11 protein-coding genes are annotated in these 19641 nt (G+C 50.7%); 3 read left to right on the top strand and 8 right to left on the bottom strand.

Going from position 1 to position 19641, the window contains the following annotated elements:
* Positions 1-247 precede the first annotated feature (247 nt).
* Both ACMGFL_RS15675 and ACMGFL_RS15670 read left to right on the top strand, forming a co-directional pair.
* Positions 248-2293, top strand: a complete 2046-nt coding sequence (locus ACMGFL_RS15675) for a RecQ family ATP-dependent DNA helicase (protein ID WP_436936575.1) — start codon at positions 248-250, stop codon at positions 2291-2293.
* A 351-nt stretch (positions 2294-2644) separates the two neighbouring features.
* Complete coding sequence (locus ACMGFL_RS15670) at positions 2645-3967, top strand: RNA-guided endonuclease InsQ/TnpB family protein (protein ID WP_436936529.1); 1323 nt, start codon at positions 2645-2647, stop codon at positions 3965-3967.
* Positions 3968-4059: 92 nt separating this feature from the next.
* On the opposite strand, the gene ACMGFL_RS15665 is transcribed toward ACMGFL_RS15670, so the two are convergent.
* From ACMGFL_RS15665 to ACMGFL_RS15645, 5 genes are all read right to left on the bottom strand, one after another.
* Complete coding sequence (locus tag ACMGFL_RS15665) at positions 4060-4341, bottom strand: hypothetical protein (protein WP_436936528.1); 282 nt, start codon at positions 4339-4341, stop codon at positions 4060-4062.
* A 278-nt stretch (positions 4342-4619) separates the two neighbouring features.
* Positions 4620-4937, bottom strand: a complete 318-nt coding sequence (locus ACMGFL_RS15660; RefSeq protein ID WP_436936527.1) for a DUF6788 family protein — start codon at positions 4935-4937, stop codon at positions 4620-4622.
* Positions 4938-5497: 560 nt separating this feature from the next.
* Complete coding sequence (locus ACMGFL_RS15655; protein ID WP_436936526.1) at positions 5498-7924, bottom strand: DEAD/DEAH box helicase; 2427 nt, start codon at positions 7922-7924, stop codon at positions 5498-5500.
* A gap of 5 nt (positions 7925-7929) precedes the next feature.
* Positions 7930-9327 carry a ribonuclease H-like domain-containing protein gene (locus tag ACMGFL_RS15650; RefSeq protein WP_436936525.1) on the bottom strand — a complete coding sequence of 466 codons (1398 nt, stop codon included), beginning with the start codon at positions 9325-9327 and terminating at the stop codon, positions 7930-7932.
* 295 nt (positions 9328-9622) lie between these two features.
* A complete protein-coding gene (locus ACMGFL_RS15645) occupies positions 9623-10615 on the bottom strand; it encodes an amidohydrolase family protein (protein WP_436936524.1) in 993 nt (330 codons plus the stop codon).
* 585 nt (positions 10616-11200) lie between these two features.
* On the opposite strand from ACMGFL_RS15645, the gene ACMGFL_RS15640 reads away from it, so the two are divergent.
* Positions 11201-14491: a KAP family P-loop NTPase fold protein gene (locus ACMGFL_RS15640; protein ID WP_436936523.1), complete on the top strand. Its 3291-nt coding sequence runs from the start codon at positions 11201-11203 to the stop codon at positions 14489-14491.
* 55 nt (positions 14492-14546) lie between these two features.
* Here ACMGFL_RS15640 and ACMGFL_RS15635 read toward each other — a convergent pair whose 3' ends face one another.
* The 3 genes from ACMGFL_RS15635 to ACMGFL_RS15625 form a co-directional block, all read right to left on the bottom strand.
* Entirely contained in the window at positions 14547-15377 is an 831-nt protein-coding gene (locus tag ACMGFL_RS15635) for an IS5 family transposase (protein ID WP_436936522.1), read from the bottom strand.
* 828 nt (positions 15378-16205) lie between these two features.
* Positions 16206-17675 (bottom strand): orc1/cdc6 family replication initiation protein, encoded by a 1470-nt coding sequence (locus tag ACMGFL_RS15630; protein WP_436936521.1) that lies wholly within the window; start codon positions 17673-17675, stop codon positions 16206-16208.
* A gap of 876 nt (positions 17676-18551) precedes the next feature.
* The gene (locus ACMGFL_RS15625) at positions 18552-19172 is read right to left on the bottom strand and encodes a hypothetical protein (RefSeq protein ID WP_436936520.1); all 621 of its coding nucleotides are present in this window, start codon (positions 19170-19172) and stop codon (positions 18552-18554) included.
* Between the last annotated feature and the right edge of the window lie 469 nt (positions 19173-19641).

Raw genomic sequence — 19641 nt, 5'->3', positions numbered from 1 at the left:
ATAAAGTCGCACGAGGCTGGGATTCCGATAACTGATTAACTAATTCCAGAGGATGGAGTTATTTGATATTGGATGGCGCCTTCTGTTTATAAATCATGCTCGTGTCTGGTAGTTGTGAAAATGAATTGATGGATACAGTCACAGAATCGAAGAACCATACCGGTAGAAACCTGTCGTAACATTCTTAGCCCCAATTTGATACGTACTTTGTAGACTCACATTGACTCTCATTTCTGAATCAGATGCAGTGCGCTATCTCAGAGAGTGTACAAACAACAACGCTGGATTCCGTCCCCAACAGTGGGAAGCCATCGATAGACTGGCTAATAACCAAGAGCGGCTACTTATTGTCCAGCGGACGGGATGGGGGAAGAGCATCGTCTATTTCATAGCGACGAAAGCACTCCGCGACCACGGTGCTGGTCCAACCATGGTGGTCAGTCCATTACTCTCGTTGATGCGGAATCAAATCAACGACGCTGAGGCAGACCTTGGACTCCATGCGGTCACAATCAACTCGAACAATACCGACGAGTGGGCCGATGCAAAGCGAGCGGTCAAGTCCGGTGAATGCGACCTGTTATTGGTGTCACCAGAGCGTCTCGCCAACCGTGAGTTCCGAGAGGAGGTCCTTGACGAGATGGAACAGGAGATTGGGATGCTCGTCATCGACGAAGCTCACTGCATCTCAGACTGGGGCCATGACTTCCGCCCGGACTATCGACGCATTCGAGATATGGTTGAGCGATTGCCCGATTACATACCGATTGCGGCCACAACCGCAACTGCCAACGACCGTGTTGTCAACGACATCACCGAGCAACTCCCTGGGATGATGTCGCTGCGAGGGCCACTGATGCGGGAGTCACTGAAGATTCAGACTCTGGAATTCGACGAACAAGAACAACGGCTGGCGTGGCTTGCGGAAAATGTCTCGGCAACGAGGTACTCGGGAATCATTTACTGCCTAACTCATGAAGACGTTCAGGACGTTGCTACCTGGCTCCAAGACCATGGCGTGGATGTTCTACCGTATCACGGTGGCATGCACGGTGAGCGTCGTGAGCAACTCGAAGCGAAGCTAATGGACAACGAAATTGATGCGCTCGTTGCGACTAATGCACTCGGAATGGGGTTCAACAAGCCTGATCTCGGGTACGTTATCCATTACCAACGGCCGCCGAATCTCATTCGCTACTATCAAGAGATCGGACGGGCGGGCCGTGATCTCAACGAGGCGTATGCGTTCGTCCTCTCTCATGATCGAGACGACGAAGTCGCGCGGTATTTTATCGAGAATTCGTTTCCGGACCCGGAGGATTTCGAGCAGATACTGGACACAATTGAAGCCAGCGACGAACCCCTACACAAGCGACAGTTGCTAAAGCTCCTCAACCTCTCGTACACAAAGATAGACAAGTGCCTTAGTATCCTCCGTGTCGATGGCGCACTTGATCGACTCGAAAATGGATTTGTTCGAACTGGTGAGGAATGGATCTACGATGATGAACGTTATCAAAAGGTAACAGAAGAGCGGTGGCGAGAACTGACCTGCATTCAGGAGTTCATCTCGACTGATGCCTGTCTTATGCAGTTTATTGCTACGGAGTTAGACGCCCCTCTCAACGAACCATGTGGACAGTGCGCGAACTGTGATCAGAACTTCCTTCCGGAGACGATCTTCGATGATGATTTGATTGAGAAGGCACGTGTATACTACCGCGACGATAGGTGGCAGATTATCGAGCCGCGTCGTCAACTCCCTGAAAAGCACGGCACATTTGGATGGATTCCTGATACCGAACAACTCGAACCCGGCCGTGCTCTGGCAAGGTATAACGATCCGGGCTGGGGGGAACTGGTTCAACACGGGAGAACCGAACGTGGGCGTTTTAATCAGGAACTCATCGAGTCTGCCGTCAATTTGATCGAGACAACATGGGATCCTTCTCCAGAGCCAGAATGGGTAACGGCGATCCCCTCAACTTCGGTTGAGGGGCTGGTCACCGATGCCGCCGAGCGCATCGCTACCAAATTAGAACTTCCATATGATCCTATTGTTGAACAGGTGGAGGAAACAGCTCCCCAAGCAGACCTAGCTAACTCATATCAACAGTGCTGGAACGTTCAGGGGGCGTTCGAGGTGACCGACTCTATTCGTGAAGGGCCGGTATTGCTCGTGGATGATGTGTTCGGGTCGCGCTGGACACTAACTGAAGTTGGTCGAACCCTGCAGCGGGCAGGTAGTGGTCCTGTACTCCCGTTTGCGTTCGCCGAGCGCCAGCAGTTCTGATTTGGCCATAATGCCTTAGCAGTATAACTGTTGAGTAGAGAGATCAACGCGGAGCGAGTTATAGGAGACTTTGCACTTTCCTTTCTGTATCAGAGTTTTTGTCGAGGTTCGCGTGCGCAACAAGCGTTATTGCGGTTCGTAGACTCCGAATCGATCTACCGTCGATCTGTTAAGTAGTTCGTGCTGCATTCAGCAGTTTCGAGGCCGGAGGCGACAGCGAGGCGCGGAGCGCCTCGGGCCGTACGAGCGGGCAAAGCCCGCGCGCAGGAGCCGACAACCCCGAAACACACCACGGACTGTTGCCGCCCTTTCTCCCTAATGTTGATAAACTACCAGCCATACATCTGACGTATGGAGGTGCGGCGTACTGTCCCGGTGAAACTCGACGTGGACAGCGACGACGCCGCACTTCTCCGCGAGACAGTCGATGAGTTTCTATGGGCTGCCAACTACGTCGTTGACCACGCTTGGCAAGGCAACTACAAGACCACGAGCAAGGCCCAGTTGCAGGAGGAAACCTACGACGACGTGCGTGACCGGACCCGGTTACACGCGAATCTCGTCCAGAACGCCCGCAACAAGGCCGCCGACGCCGTACAGGGCGTCGTTGCTCGTTGGAAGCAAGGTGAGTATGCTGGCAAACCACACTTCTCGAAGCCGACCGTTGTCTACGACAAGCGGTGTGCGACGTTCCACGACGACCACGTTTCCCTCGCCACGATAGACGAACGCATCGAAGTCGAGTACGTCCTACCAGACGGCGGCCGCGACACACCTCACAGCCGGTATCTCGACAACGACGACTACGAGGTGACGGGGGCAGAACTCCACAACAAGGACGGCGAGTGGTTTCTTCATCTCCGCACAAAGGCGGAGATGGAGTCGGACACGCCGGAGCAGGTAACGACCGAGCACAGCACAGTCCTCGGCGTTGACCTCGGCGTGAACCACCTCGCGGTCACGTCAACGGGCACGTTCTGGAGCGGGCACGAGTTCGACCACTGGCGGCGCGAGTACGAGAAACGCCGGGCCTCACTCCAGCAGTGTGGCTCACGTCACGCTCACGAGAACATCCAAGCGGTCGGTCGCAAGGAGACGGGTCGGTTCAAGATGATGCTCCACCGGATTGCCAACGGCATCATTGAGGAAGCCGTCGAGAACGGTTGTACGGTCATCGCTTTCGAGGAGTTGACCGGCATCCGCGACCGCCTCTCCGGTACCTCGTGGGGGCACAAGTGGGCGTTTGAGCGGTTGTACGAGTACGTCGAATACAGGGCCGAACTCCACGGTATCGACGTGGAGCAGGTGGACCCAGAGAATACATCACGCCGTTGTTCACACTGTGGGTTCACGCACCCAGACAACCGCGACGGCGAGGACTTCGAGTGCCTGAAATGCGGATACGAGAACCACGCCGACTACAACGCCGCCAAGAACATCGGCTTGCGGTATCTCCGCCGGAACCAAACTGGGGACGGCGGAGGCGCACCCGTAGGCGTGCGCTTGAATCGCGGGACGTTGAACGCGAACGGAGAGTATGAACCTCCTGCCGGGGATTCCGGCCAGAGCGGGAGTCCACGCGAAAGCCCCAGTGGAGGCTCACAGCCTCCACGTCGTCAGACTCTGTCTGACGGAACCCTCAACGAAGCGAACGGCGAAGCCGTGAGCGAGTAGGGTGGGGGTAGTTTACAGCGTGAACTTGGCGCACGGTCTTCTCTAATATCCCGATTCTACGACGTTAAACGAAATCTGAGTATGACAAAGACTCAATTATTACCTTCTCTGAGCGCCTTAATTGGAACCCATTCCTCTCCGTCATTCCACTCCCATTCTTCCCACGGATAGTCCCATGCGTACCCATCGTCCCCTCTAATTAGTTTATCAAAATCACGTGTCGTGCCTGAGGGCCTCCTTGGCTCGACTTGGAACTGAATCCGCCCATCTTGAACTTCCGCAAAAATCGTTATTGCGGAGTATTCCCCTTGCTCGAGGTACTGCCATCGAAGCGTCGTACCATCTGGAAGCATCGGTAGCTCTGGGTCTGGCATCGTTCTTGAAACAACAGTTGGCTCTATGTTAAAACGTACCACAGAATTTCAATCAGGCATCGGAGTCTGTACTAGTCACTAAGACGGAGCCTCATTTGATAATGAAATAGACCGCTGAGAGATACGCGCCCTGTATGCAACAGGCTCGTTGAAAATTATCACCGACTGAGGATTTCAACAAGGCCAATTTTACAGCCAATCAATTCGCTGGATGTTCTCCGGAAGTATCGTTGATTATCGCTGACTGTATTCCACGGTGGTATACGCGGTATGCTCAGTTATTCATCAGCGTTGACCGGCCCCTTGTATTTGGATTTTATTTTGTCTCCCTCCCGCCACTGCCAGTAATAGTATCGGTTCTCGTTGATTTCTTTTATGGTGATAGTTGCCTTTGCAGGAACATCATCTGGAGTGTCTTCGGGTACAGCATCATCACCGTTCTGTTCTTCTGATAATCGTTCTTCTCGTTCTCGGTACTCAGCAAGTTCTTCGGCGTACTTCGCGACCGAACGGAGTTGTGCCGGGGAACAATTATCGAGATCTCGGACGATGTCGTCTGGGATATCAGACGGAACTGGTGGTGGAGAGTATGACATGGATTGAGTCCTATTAACCAACAAAAGCCGTAAGTACATGAGATTGTTGGTTAACGCTTAATCCTCCATCGATAGCCCCCAACTAAGTGGTTTCAGAAGTGGGAGATCGAGAGTTATTGTATCTCACTTGTATCATCAGTTGTGGTTTTCGATAATATTCACCAGTATCATAAATTCTATATAAGTTGAGTTCAGACAGTAATCTAGAAGATGGGTTCCACAGACGTACTTTGTCCTGATTGTGGGTGGACGGGCCAAGAATCAAAGTTACTGAGTGCCGAGGAAGGCGGGAGGGGGAAGTGCCCAATCTGCTCTAAGATCGTCGAGATCATCGACTAACGTACCCAGCACAAACCTTTAGGGAGAAAAAGGGCATATGTGAAACGCCACCACTGCGTGGCGCCCCAAATCCCTCACGATTGGGCTGCACAGACCGGTTCGCTCTGGAGGTGATCGGTCATGTGTAAGGATGTGGACACCACCTCCTTTCCCGAAATTGTCGTAGAGTACGGTTTACGGACGGAGGTGACTGAGTTCCTCGAGATTGGCTCCGAGGCGGTTTACGTATCCTCTGAGAACTGTCCGAGAACTGCGTTGAGTAAGACAGAGGTGGCTGGACGGTGTAGTGGTTCGTTTTCATTCCCACATTGGCTACTCATAAGACAGGAGGGACATCCTTCTGGTCGGTCGCAGTCGCATTCCTCAACCCGTTCAATCGTCCGTTCAGCAACAGCAGTGAAATTATCATAGATGCTGTGGGAGAACCCAACCCCACCTTCTACGGCGTCGTGGATAAACCACACCGGGGAGTCGACTTCTGGATGCGTTAGTGTACTCAGTCCCCCCATGTCACTGTTATCGAGGCGGAGTTCGAGCGGCGACATTTTTATCATCCCGTGTTCGCCGCCGTGGAGACCACCGCCAAGTGTCCACTCCTCCGCACCCATCGGTGAATCTTCAGGGGGTGAGAGGAGTGTCTCTGACGGGATTTCTCTAATCACTCGGTCACCGATGGTGGGTGGGAATTCGACCCACATCAATTGCGTCCGTAGCGATATCGGATCAAGACCAGTCGATGTCGGCATTCCGACAGCTTTCCCGGTGTTGATATCGATCTCTTTGTACGAATGGTAGTGTACATCGACGTCGCCCATTCCGGCACAGAGACGATAGCCGTCGCCCAAGTCGCGTGACCGTTCGATTTCGAGGTTGTGGACGCGTTTGTCGCTCAACGTCTGTGTATACGTGTTGGTTTGAACCTGTTCAACTTCCACGTATGGCCGAGGTGTTTCTTCAACAACATCGACGACCTCGTACTGTGTTCCATCGTATAATGTGAGCGCTCCGGGATGGTACTCGCGGTAGACTCGTTCTTTATCCAACGGCTCCATGTCGATATCGCCGTCAACGCGTCGAACACGGTACTGTTCATCAGTGGTCGCATACATCGAAATAGTGCCCTGAGGGCGTGGAGGGCCATCGTACTGCGCTCCACGGTCAAGGTCGCCGGTCATTTGTCCGGCGTCTTTCCACATCTGGACGGCTCGTTCGAGGCGATCCTCGGAACCGAACCAGGTCGCATCGTCCCGGGTCAAGGGCCGTTCTGCACCCGCGCACAAGATGTGTTGCGCGTATACTGCATTATTCGAGAGGTCGACGACTGCGTCTTCAATATTGTCCCCCAAGAGGTACTCGGGGTGATCCAAGATATACTGGTCTATAGCGTCGCTCCGAGGGACAAACACCGAGAGCGCCTCAGATGAATTCCGGCCTGCTCGACCGATTTGTTGCCAGAACGATTGTCGAGTCCCGGGATAGCCAGCGAGAATGGTGGCGTCGACGGAGCCGATATCGATACCGAGTTCGAGAGCGCTTGTCGTGAGGACACCGTCGAGTGAGCCAGATTTGAGGTTGTTCTCCGTGGCTCGGCGTTTTGATTTACTCAACCCTGCGTGGTACGGATCCACATCGAGATACCCCTGCTGCGGATTGCGTTTGGCAGCAGCAATTGCTTGTTTCGCCCCGAATTCCGTCTCTTGCCGAGAGCGAGTGAACTGTAATGTCTGCACGTCGTTGAGACCGAGATGAGCCAGGAGCGATGCAGCTTCTTTGTTGGCGTTCACACGCATCGACGGAATGGCGTCCTGTGTGTCGATATCTGAGTGGGAATCGTCGGAATCTATCGGGGGTTGCCAGAACGCGATTTCTCGTTTTCCACGCGGGCTGCCGTCTGCATCGACGACAGAGAACTCCGAACCGGTGAGCGTCTCGGGGTGGGCTTTCGGATTCCCGATTGTCGCTGTGGAACAGACAATCTGTGGTGTTGCACCGTAATATTCCAGGATACGCCGTAGTCGTCGAACGATCCAGGAAACGTGCATTCCGTGGATCCCAGTATATGTATGGCTCTCGTCGATGACCAGGAGTTCACAGTTCGAGAAGATATCCCGCCATTTGACGTGCGTGTTGAGATAGGCGTTGATGCCAGCGAAATTTGAGATGACCACATCAGCCCGATCGCGGATGATCGGTCTCCGGTCACCGGGAGTATCGCCATCGTAGGTTTCCGCGGTCGCGTCAAGACCGATTTGTTTGAACAAGTTGTTCACAGCTTGTTCCTGATCGGCGCTTAGAGCTTTCGTCGGATACAGGAACAACGCTCGCGCGTCCGGGTTACGGTGCTTTCGAAGCGCGTAATAAAGTGTATACACCCAGGTTTTCCCTGACGAAGTCGACGTCGCGACCGAAACGTTCTCACCGTCAGTGAGTCGATCGAGAGCCTCCGCTTGATGAGAATAGAGATCGTTTTCGAGACAATTAGCTATCTCAGGAGGGAGAACAGTATCCGCTGCGACGGTGTCTGCGTGCTGCTCCGACTGCGTTCTTGTCGCGAGTAACTGCTGTTTATAATGTGGATACGTAGCCTTGAGCTTCGCTGTATGAAACGGCGTACTTTCCGTATCTGAGGGGTCGTTTGTGTTAGCCATGTGATTCAAAAGTCGGTGAGACGGCCTTGAGCCGTGTTGCTTGATTTTCTTGATTGTGATTCACCTGAACTCGTGGCCTCGGAATTCGCTCGAGTAGATGCGTCGTCGAGCGCATCATACACGTATGCAAGCGCCCGGACGTCGTCTTCGCAATATCGTTCGTGTCGTTCCCAATCCAATTCAGTCTCGGGTGAGGGATTCTCCATGTAGGCCTGAAATAATCGTGCGACTGTTTCGCCCGTGAGCCCAGTCTCTTCAGACGTCCAGCCGAGTGCCTGAGCAACATCATCTAATTTATTCGTTCGCCCTGGGAGGAGGGCTTTGCCCTCCGATACAGCCCACCGGTACGGGTCAAATTTCCAGGTATCCTCCCAGAGTTCGAGATGCTCCGGACAATAACGATTGACGTGTTCCTCAATTATCGGGAAATCAAACTCGTATCCATTATACGCGACAACAGGCCGGTTGTGACCGTATGCGTCTAGCCACGACATAAACGACTCAACAGCATCACCGGGATTGTTCGGGTCAGTATTCAGGAACGAGAGATACCGTTCATCGCCTTGTCTGTCCAACACACCGATAAGCCACACGATGGTTGGATTCAAACCGTCAGTTTCGATGTCGATGAATATCGGGTCGCCGCCTGGAAGTGTGCCGTCTCCAGTTCGACGAACTTCCCCTGCGACAAACGCCTCAGCAGCATCGACGATAGTCTTCGCAGTCGAGCGTCCAAACCCGGAGATGTCCATCAGGCGTGATAACTCTGCGTCGGCGATCTCTTCAGGAAATCGAAATCCTGCTTCCCGAAGCGTCTCACAGCGAGTCTGACCGACCTGGTTGAGTGCTCGAACTCCGAACTGAGAGGCCATCCGTGTGCGTGCCGAGACAACCCCGTCCGGGAGTAATGAGAGATGAGCGATTTGTGGTCCTGAGTTAGAGTGAGTGATATTTACGCCGGGCATCACTCCCTGTACATGGAGTGTACCCCACGTTTGACGATATCCCGGATTCGCATTTGGTGTCAGGTGTGTGAATGACCGCTCCAAATTATCATCAGCAAATCTGGTTTCGTACTGGTCGCATCCTACGAGTCGTGTTTCGAGGCGTGTTGGTTTGACATCGAGTTCGAGTATATCTGAGAGAAGATACGTGTCTGAAACCGTTTTTGCGGGGTGTTCACGTTCGTACTCCGAAAGGGATGAGAGAGCATCTATCGTCGGTGCTACCAATAACTCGACTCCACGAACCGTCGATATATGACGTAGCTTCGAATGATGGGAGTCCAGAGAAATTACTTCCGTAGAATTTGAAACAAGAGTCGTTAGCTCGTATCGAAACCGGTCTGACGGTACAAGAACAACATCAGGTGAAAAGTACTCGAGAGAGTCGGTAATCTGCATCGAAGTAGATCGTGAAATAGCTTCTTCAGAGTAGACGGTCAATTCCAACATGTTTCAAGATGGATCTGTTCTCAAATCATCTAAACCGGGTACCGCACAGCAGTCTCGACGATATCCTTCGCGACAGGATACTCGAGGTTGTATTTTATAAATCTCCCAGTTGGCCATATTTAGGATTAGTCGGTGGGTGTGATAAACATCTACCCCAGAACGAAACTGGTCCCCGTCACCTTATTTTCTCCTGGTACACGACACTCAATCCATCCAAACGTGAGAAATCTTGGCCCACGGTTTTCTAGGGACGGACTCCATCTCCACCCGTATCTCGCACGTGCTCAAGATTTAGCAATCGTTCAGCGTTGAGATGAGATATTTGTTGGAGTTCGTTATCAGGGAGGTTGAGCTGTCTGATAAATCGAACATGGCCAAGGAATTGCTGACGTAGATTCGCGGTTTGAACATCTCCGTGGAGGGCGCAGTCTGTCCCGAACAGAATCCTGTCGGACCAATTCATAACGAACTCCCGTACCCGATCTCGGTCTTGGGGATAGATGCGATCACCCCAGCGAATGAAAAATCCGGCACTGGTATCGATATAGAGGTTTGGATACAACTCGAATAACTTTGCGAGCCGATCGAATCCGAGATGCAACTGATGTGCTCCAATAAAGTCTGTGTCAGGATACTCTTCCACTATCTCGATGAAGGACTGGAGAAGATCTTCGTTTGTATAATTCGTGTCACTGTTTGATACTTGATTCCAGTTTTTATTCCGGCCCTGTCCGATATAGGGGGCGTCAGTAAGTCGTTGAGTTACGTGCCAGAAGACCGGGAGATCAGCCGTTTCCAGTCGATCGAAGACATCGTGCCACTCTGGGTCTTGCCACTTTGAAGGCGGTTCCCCTGCTTCGATCAGCGGTTTATTATGGAGTTTTAGGCCACAAGCGCCAGCCTCCAAACTGGAGCCGATAGCGTCCATGCTGGGGTTATCATAGTCGAGTCGCGACATCCACTGGAAATGATCAGTCTCTCTGTCTGCGATCTCGAATTCATCAATAACTGCGGGACGGCCATCAACTCCCACGGCCCCTGCAAACCGCCACGCGTTAAGGTAATCGGTCCAATCCTCAATTACGTCAACTACGCTGCCTGCTTCAGTCTCCAGCATATGGGTATGACAATCGATCCAATATCGCTCGGAGGGTTGATGATGTGCGCCCCAACCAGCAGAGAAGCCGTCTTCTAACAACTCCCGTTCCTCGACATCAGGTGAATGTGGGTACTCCATTACGGTCTCACTGCGGGTATCCCCGCCGATGAGAGATTGGTTCAGATGAGAACAATAAATAAGTTATTGCTATCAAAGAAAGACAAACACTGGAAACAGAGTGGAAGTTTAATATAGTAATAGAAATATCATAACGCACTCATAGATGTTTACCAGATCATATTGGGCAAATTTTGGAAAAGAACTATAGTCTATCGACGAATTACAAAGAGACGCCACCAATTGGTGGCACCCCAACCCCCACCCCCAACCCCCTCATCCCAACAGCGTTGGCGACTCTACTGCCAATCCAGTTCATCTCTGCCAACGCTGCTGGCTTTTCAGACTATTGAGAACCTAATATAATCGAGTTCTTTGATCAGAGTTACTGTAGCGAGACTTGTCACAGTGACCTTGTTGAAACCCTCAGAAGGTGACACAAGCCCCGTGCAAAATACAAAGACTGAGTTCAGCACTAATCGTCCTCTGTAGTCATGTCAGCTGATGATTCAGGTACGGCGGGCTGGATGCGGTTCCTAAAGATCAGCAAGAGACTGTGGAAGTATACTCATTAGTTATTTATCAGTCAAGTTCATTATTGTGGTTATGACTGCGGAAGACGGTAGGGACAAGTTTCTCTCTGATTCTCCGATAGAGGCTGTAGATGAGGATGAATTCCGCCACAAAGAGTATGTAGACACTTTGGAACAGATGGTGAAAAACGCCGATCCAGCTTGGAATATCGGTGTTTTCGGTGAATGGGGGTCCGGTAAAACTTCGATCATCCGGATGCTATATTCACGGCTGAGGGATTCTGAATCGGGTTATGTTTGTGTGGAGTTCGATGCTTGGAAACATGCTGAAGAGTCCATCAGAACGGATCTTCTTTTGAATTTGGACCGGGCCATAGGTGAGAAAACAGGGCAAACAGATGATGAAGGCAAGCCAGCTGTTCTAGGAGAGGAGAAGATTACAGACGAACTGTATGATGTTGAGGAAGCCTCAGAGCGGACAAAGGACGAACGCTCTACAAAGGAAGCTGTAAAACAGTTTTTCCACGAACAGAAGTACGTTGCTTACAGTATTGTCGGCATATCGGCAATAGCTCTTCTTGCAGGTATCTTCATCTCTCCACCTATAGGAGCTGGTATCTTCACCGTTGTACTCGCTCCTTTGTTCCTTCATATGGCTAAGCAACTTTCCGATGCCACTGATACCCTTCAGAGAAAATTTCTGTACCCACGGAGGGAGTGGTCTGGTGCCTATGAGAACCTATTCGAACGTATTCTTGATGAGACGGATGCTGACAAAGTCGTAATATCTATTGACAACCTGGACAGGTGCGAGAGCGAAACAGTATATGATGTCCTAGTTTCGCTGAAGACCTTCCTGGAGAAGGATCAGTGTGTCTATATTATTCCTTGTGATGACCAGGCGCTTAAGAGCCATATCGAATCGATTGATGATCGAGGAGAGTATTTCGAGAGTAAAAGAAATGGGCGTGAGTTTTTACGGAAATTCTTCCAAACACACATTCGTATTCCCCGTTTCATCCCTGAAGATATCGAGGAATACGCCAAAAGCAAGAACGACAATTTAGCAGAGCCGTTCGATCAAAACGTTATTGATGTTATCACAAGTGCCTATGTCAAAAATCCACGTAGAATCAAGCAGTCTCTGAATCAACTGACGACACTTCGAATACTTGCTGAGCAGATCGAAGAGGAGGATCACCTCGACGAAGGGGCTCTGACAGACCACCTTGATTTCTTAGCGAAGGTTATGGTGTTACAGGAGGACTTCCCGGAGTTTTATTCAGAGTTAGAGGACGATCCTCGACTCCTTGAAGACGTGAGAGAGTATTTCCGGGGCGACTTATCTGAGGGCGACCGTGAAAATAGGATTGAGGATCTTCTGAGGAAAGAGAACGGATCTACCGACAGTGAGTCACGTCTTGAGAAGTTCTTGCGGTCCACAATTCCTTACCGAGTGGATAACCCTCAACCGTTCCTGCGCCTTGGTGAACCGTCGTTCCTTAGTGATCTTAGCGATGCTGAGGCTTTCCTTCAGAATCTTAGAACCAGACAGGAGGGTGATGTCCGTAACAAGATAGAGTCGATCCGTGAGGATGATCAGTCGATTTCACCCTACCTCCAGGCAATTGATAGTACCCTGGATAGTTATGTTTCAGAGGCCCGGTTTAATCCCCTCTTTAGTACGGTTGGTACTCTTCTAACGGTATTTGATGAGTTCGAGGAAGAGTATCAAGGTGATGTGGCAGAAGTTCTCGGTAGATACCTTGTTCTTGAACCTGCTCAGGGTTATCTCTCGGACTTTGATCCGGAGGAGTTCTTCCCTGTTCTTCTTGAGATACCGGATGAGAACCAGCGAACTATCTTCACTAGGTACTCGCAGGAAGTGGATTCTGGAGGTCAGCTTCGAGAAAATGTTTTGCAGGCTTTCGTAGATCATGCTGATCAGGTGCCGGAGGAAGCGCAGACACAGCTCTGTGAGACGTTGCTTGATCTTGACAGCGGTTTCAACCGTTCTCTGGAGATTTTAAGTCAGACAGAGCAGTCTAAGAAGCTGGCAAATTCCGACCTGTTAGAACGGGCTGCTGAATCGGTTACGTGGGATAGTCAGCGGAATCAGTTTGAGGAAACTGAGTACTACATGCAGTTAGACAGCCAGGCAAGAGCTAATGGAAGACAGTACTTCGTGGAGCAGTTGCTAGATCTGGAGGATGAAGTCGATAACGAGCAAGGAAATCAGTATAACAATGAACTCCAGCAGTACTTGAGCCGGTTGAACGGCCAAGTCACGCGGGAGACTGGTGATCGACTGTTCGATATTCTGGAAGATAGGGTCTCGTCTGCTAACGGGCAACCTGTTGACTTAGCTAAGGTGGCTATCAGTTTCTACGAGTCTTATAGCCCGGGGACGAAAGAGGACTTCCAAGATTGGATTGCAAACTTGCTAGGCCGCTGGAACCAGGGCAGGATTCAACAAATCGCCCAACATGCAGAGGAGGAAGGTGTTCCAATCTTCGATGACGAGAACACGGTTGATAGTGTCTGTAGTCAGGTTCCGAATAAGCTGAATAACGATAGCTTCGTCATCAATTCATTAATACCTGCTATTCCGGATAAACACAATAAGCGTCTCTTTGAATTGGTTAAGATGCTCTGCGAGGATAATGATCACTCGAATAACCAGATAGGGGCCAAGATATTCACAGAATATCCTGATCGCTTCGGGCCTGTACGTGAACAGGTCTTAGACCGGTGCCGCACGCAGATTAGTAACTCGAATAACGCAGATCAGAAGAAAACATATCTTAGAGCAGGCTTCGCAGTATTCGACGATTTAGATGATTCTGAGCAGGAGAGTATGCTTACCCAATTGGATTCTCTCCTTTCCGGCAACCATCAGGACCACCGAGCCTTCAAAGATCTTTGGCAGGAAGTCAACCAGAAGTTGACTGAAGATCAGAAAAAGGCGGTGGCGAGGAATCTGGATAGCCAGTTACGTCGAGAGTTACGCAATAATATTCAGCAGAACCAACTGTTCCCTCTCGTTGAAGTCTTTAGCTCCATGTCTGGAAGCGGTATAATCGAACAAGGTGACGGCGAATGGGTTGCTGAGCGCCTTTCAGATCAATTCGAGGGCTCCAATCTCAACAATAGGCAGGTCGCAAACCTTATCGAGAAAATGGGAGATTTCGAAGAGTACTATGGAGAGGAAGAAACGGTTCTTACCCGTTTAGAGAGCCTAGTTAAGAACAATAGTAACAGCCAGATTCGGAGTAGTGCTAGAAAACTGGTTGATAGTATAGCAGAGGCAGGTGATGTTAAAGAAGATCGTATTGAGGAATTGAAACAGCAGCTAGCTGACTAGTTTCAGTGCTGTATATGCGCCCTCGGCCTTGTTTAGAGGCGCACAATCGAATGTTTCAGAGCCTCACGGATAGTTCGAGGTTTCGGACTGCGGCCTTTAGGACAACCTCTCGAAACTGCCCAAACCACGTTCTAGCCCGGTTTGGGATGCCGAACCGTTTGCGAAGTGAGAAGAAAATCGCCTCGACAATTGAGCGACGATGATACGTGTCATCGTCGATCCGTGCGTTGTGCGCTGCGTCCAGTGAGTAAAACTCACGATGTTTGATGACCGGTCTAATGCCCTCATCCCGTAGTTTGTGGCGGAGATCGTCCCAGTCGAAGCCTTTGTCCGCGACGACTGTCTCCAGCTGGTGAAGATTTCGCGTTAGAACTTGCCAGGCGATCTGGGTGTCGTGCGGCAGCGTCATCGCACAGTGAACGTCAAGGATCGCGCCGCTGTCACAATCGACGAGAAACGTGATTTTGACTGACTCGAAGGTGTCTTCGACGCGTTTTGCGTAATTATGGCTCGACTTTCGTTGGGCAAGACTCGTCGAGTCGATTGCCTGGACGTCACCGCGTTCGTGGAACGACCCAGACACCCGCAGCAGCGTCCGCCAGATCCGCATTTCGAGGTCTTGCTTGCGCGTACACACAGTGGTGAAGTCCGGTAGTTCATCCACCGTGAGGCCGAGTTTCCCAACGATTCCAGGCATCTCGTGAAGGACATCGAGCAACCGCCGATACGGATGATCAAGATACTCTCTGAGACAGTGAAGCGCGACAATCACCCAGTCGGCGTAGCCGGCGTCACCTTTCTTGACTGCTGGAGCAGGATTGCCAACGACAGCTTTTTGAGACAAATCGACGATTCGGTCAGTGAAGCGGGCGAGTTGAGATGGCATACTCCCCTCGTCCCGCTTCAGTTCCTCAAAACCACTGGAGAGATAGCGTCTCTCTTCCGTCTAAACACGGCCCGCGCCCTCTATTCAGCACGAGTTCTGTAGCCTATCACAAATTGAGGGTTTCAACAGAGCGGTCACAATTGAAGATCGGGTAGTGGGAGAACCCCCGATCTGCCATGGGATTGGTTTGACGAGTTCGAGGAGTCCCGTGGAAAGCCGCTCCCTTTGGCCTGACAGGATACAATCCTCCCATGCACGGGTCGGACACGAGCTTGTCGATGGGATCCGAGTTGCCGTTAGAGGTAGCTGCCTGAAAGGCAGCAAAACTATCATCAGAGTATAGTCTATTATTGTTTTCGCTTAATGTCAATATACTCATTAAAACTCATGATTGCCTACAGGTTATGAAAATAGTTAACCAACAATCTCTGCGGATCGGTCTATATGTTGGTTAACATATTGCGAATTGATGCCACACCCGCTGATCGCGCGAAAAATAATTCGACATCATACAAACGATTACCATTATGAAAGTAATATGGGTTTAATTATGGAATACACAACACAAATCGCTACACATCGATAGAGGGGTGTGTCCTCAATCATCGCTCAGAAGGTACACATCGATAGAGGGGTGTGTACTGATCGAGGCGTAAGATAATCGAGGAGATGCGTAGTCAGCCTCGATACTTCTTAGAGATCATCAGTTCTTATCTACAACCCCCAGGATCCGTTCTTCGAGATCAAAGTTGCTATGCGAACGGTTGATCTACACACTTCGATAGAGGGGTGTGCGTAGGGGGAAGAATGAACTTCCAGAAATAGTGGCTAATTCCGATTTCGCAGTTGAGCATGGACAACCGTCTCGACTTCATTGCTCGAAACCATCTCGAGTCGCGAATCCTCGCGAAGCGTCTCCAATATCGTATCCGGTCGTTCACCGAACTGGAATTCCAGAAACATCCCTGAACTTGGGCCGTGGCTTCTCCGCTCGAAGTCAACCAGTGAATACGTAGTTAGCTCCTTCATTTTGTTGACATACGTTTCTTGATGATATTGGTCCGTGTCGATCGTGTCAGTGAGGAATTGATAGACCCGATATCCGGTCGTACTCCGGGCAGAGCCATCTTCTGTTTCAGCAGCGACTGCTGCAGTCGCATAGAGACAGAGTTTTTTCTGCGTACTGATTCCTCTGACAACCTCGAGGACACGGTTCTTTTCGACTTTGTCTTGCGCTTCTCTCACGTGTTTTTCGCCCACATGGTCGTCTCCTTCACGTTCTGCAAGCTCGCCAGCCACTCGAATCAGATCAATAGCTTTCCGTGCATCACCGTGTGTCTGAGCCGCGAATGCAGCTGCAAGAGGGATGACATCTTCATTAACTACGCCGTCATGGAAGGCGTCTTTCCGCCGTCGAAGAATAGCCTTCAATTGGTTCGCATCGTAGTCATCGAAGTGAACATCCTCAGGGGTAAACGAGCTATGGGCACGACTTCCAACTGATTCCATCAATCGGGTGTCGTTCGAGATTGCTACTACCGAAAGATATGCGTTTAGGTCGTCATTCGCTCCTGACCGTGAAAGTTGATAGAGTAGGCGTGAAAACGCGGGTTCCTTTTTATCTCGTCGGCCCACGAGCATATCGAGTTCGTCGAGCACGAACACGACAGAATCGAAGTTTTCGTTGACGATTCGATAAAGCTCGTCCCATTTTTCTTTCGTCGCGACGCCGTGTTTGGGCACCTGGACGTCAACTCCAGCTTCATCAGCTGCCTGTTTCGTTAGTTCATACACCGCAACTCCGAGCGTATCGAGGTCTTGGCAGTTGACTTCAATTGTTCCGAACTGGATATCTCGGGATTCACAGATGCTACTGATATTTTTACAAACCGCTTTCGTAATCAGTGATTTACCCGTGCCAGACGGGCCATAGAGGAAGAGGTTCGGTGGTCGATTATCTCCGAGAGCCACTCGCAGCATTTTTGTGACTTTCTGGAGTTGTGTATCGCGACCAACGATTCGATCTTCTTCAACGACGTAATTAGGATCGAGAAGCGAGCGATCACGAATTAACCCCTCTTGCTGATCAAATTCGAGCAACATATCTTCGATTGATTGTGATTCTGTGCCTGAACTTTCCTCGGGTGTCGCTGTATCCGATTCGTCGCTCGAGTCAGGGAGATCACTTCCACTGCTATCTGTTGATATGGACTCAGACGAAAGTTCAGCTTGTTCCGGGGGATCGCTCTCTGAAGTTCTCGACTCTCGTTGAGAACTATCAGTGTCGTCAGTATCCATGAGGTGAATCATACAGGGAGATAATAAAAAGGTTCCCCACCTCTATCGATATGAATTCTATGAGTAGAACGATTCTATCTAGCTTTCCTGCTTTTAGATGCGGTACTCAGACTATCTTTTACGATACGTCTAACGATGTGTTCTGATGTCTCTCTTCGATACAGACACACCCCTCTATCGATGTGTTTTCCGTATTCAACGGGAGGGGTCTCGAAACACAACTTGAGATATTCGAGAGAGATAACTCTGTGTATATTCTCATGCTAAGGCCTTCTCAAGGACTATATCCGTACTTCCTGAATTGATCTCCATACGCTCTTCTTCCTTCTTCTAGTTTACTAGAACTAGCACTCACACACCCCTCTATCGATGTGTTCGATCTGTTTCAATCAACTCCTATTTGACCACTCCAAAACAACAAAATTGTTAATCACCTCTGCATTCTGGTCCAGTATACAAATCCGTATAGACTCGTCCTCTCTGTCCTCTAAAAGCCAAGTCGGTGATCTTTGAATCGTAATGCTACTCAAAGTTGGCTACAATCCAGGCCCAAAACACATCGATAGAGGGGTGTCTGTGTCTGAAAAACTTTCGAGCAGGATAGATATTCTCAGAAACGAACCTCGTGCATCCGGTCGAGCATCGCGAGTGCTGACTCGAAGGTCGCGTGGTGGTCACGCATTTACCAATAGAGGCACATTATTTTATTGCAGAGTCAACCCGTAGCTCCGCTTCCCTCATATATTCCAATTCTACCGATGTATTTATGACTATATCGGTGAGCGTGGAATACAGACTCTGGACGCTCAGGGTGGGTCGCCAATAGTGAGGCGTTTGTACAAACGTCGGAGAGACAATTCGATCTGCAAGTCTGAACTACTCGAGAGGTGACGTGAACAGGCGCCGATCCTCGTCAAGCCACTCGATTTCGTGGTAGGTCACGTCATTCTGAATGTCGTATTCAAGCGGGAGTGGATCCGAATCGTGGGTCGTGAACGTGAGGTTGATTTCGACACAGGGGCCGTGCTCTGAGACGCACTCGAATCCATCGTCAAAGGGGTATACAACGCTAAACCAGCGAATCTGGAACCCAAAGTGGTCACACACATCTCTGACGACTGCAGCATCGCAATAGGGAGTGTGAACCCACAGTTCCCCGCCAGCGTACGCCTGATCTTTGACGCACCAGACTGCATTAAGGGAGCGCAGAAACTCCGCAGCGCGATTGTAGTGCGCTTCAGTCAGGCGGTCCCACCAGTAGTACTCCTCGACGTCGTCAACGAGGAGCTGGAGGCAATCACCACACACATCATACGCCCGCTCACCAAGAGAGACTTCGTGGAGTTTGTCGTACTGGGTGGTGTCACACGCATCACACGGCGGGGAAGCACCACTACCCTGGCATCCGGTGGATGATCGCTGTTCGGTGTGGTTGGAACACCCGCTGTTTGCACTCCCTGGCTTCTGAGATTCGTTTGAGTCGGTATTCTCGGTCATTGATATCTAACCGAGAACCGTCAGTCACGCCGCGTGACTGGGCTCTCGGCTAGCACCGGATCGACGATCGGCCACTCATATACGCCACAGAGAGCAGGTTGTTGTAAATAGTTTCTGTGAGCCCAACCAAGGACACCGGCCAGCACCCGGCTATCGACGACAGCCGATATTGTAGTATTGACATCGTGTGCAACCGCATCTTGAAGTGAAACTACCGTGCCTGTGGGTAACATACCCTAACTAATTTTATGCATTTGTGAACTCGATGAACTTGACACAGTCGCAAGGACCAGATTCTACCGCCAAACTTAGATATTGAATCTGGTGATTCGTGCCATTTCGGCAGTGTCGATCCGTCGGTTTAACCATCATTTATCAGATTCCTTAGTGTGCTTGACGGTGTCGGTGAGTGGTTTCACCCGGAACTCTCCGAAACCGTACTTTCGATGGGTTCCGACGCGGAGCACCC

Source organism: Halovenus marina (assembly GCF_051414115.1).
GTDB lineage: Archaea > Halobacteriota > Halobacteria > Halobacteriales > Haloarculaceae > Halovenus > Halovenus marina.
This window is presented reverse-complemented; position numbering and strand designations above follow the sequence as displayed.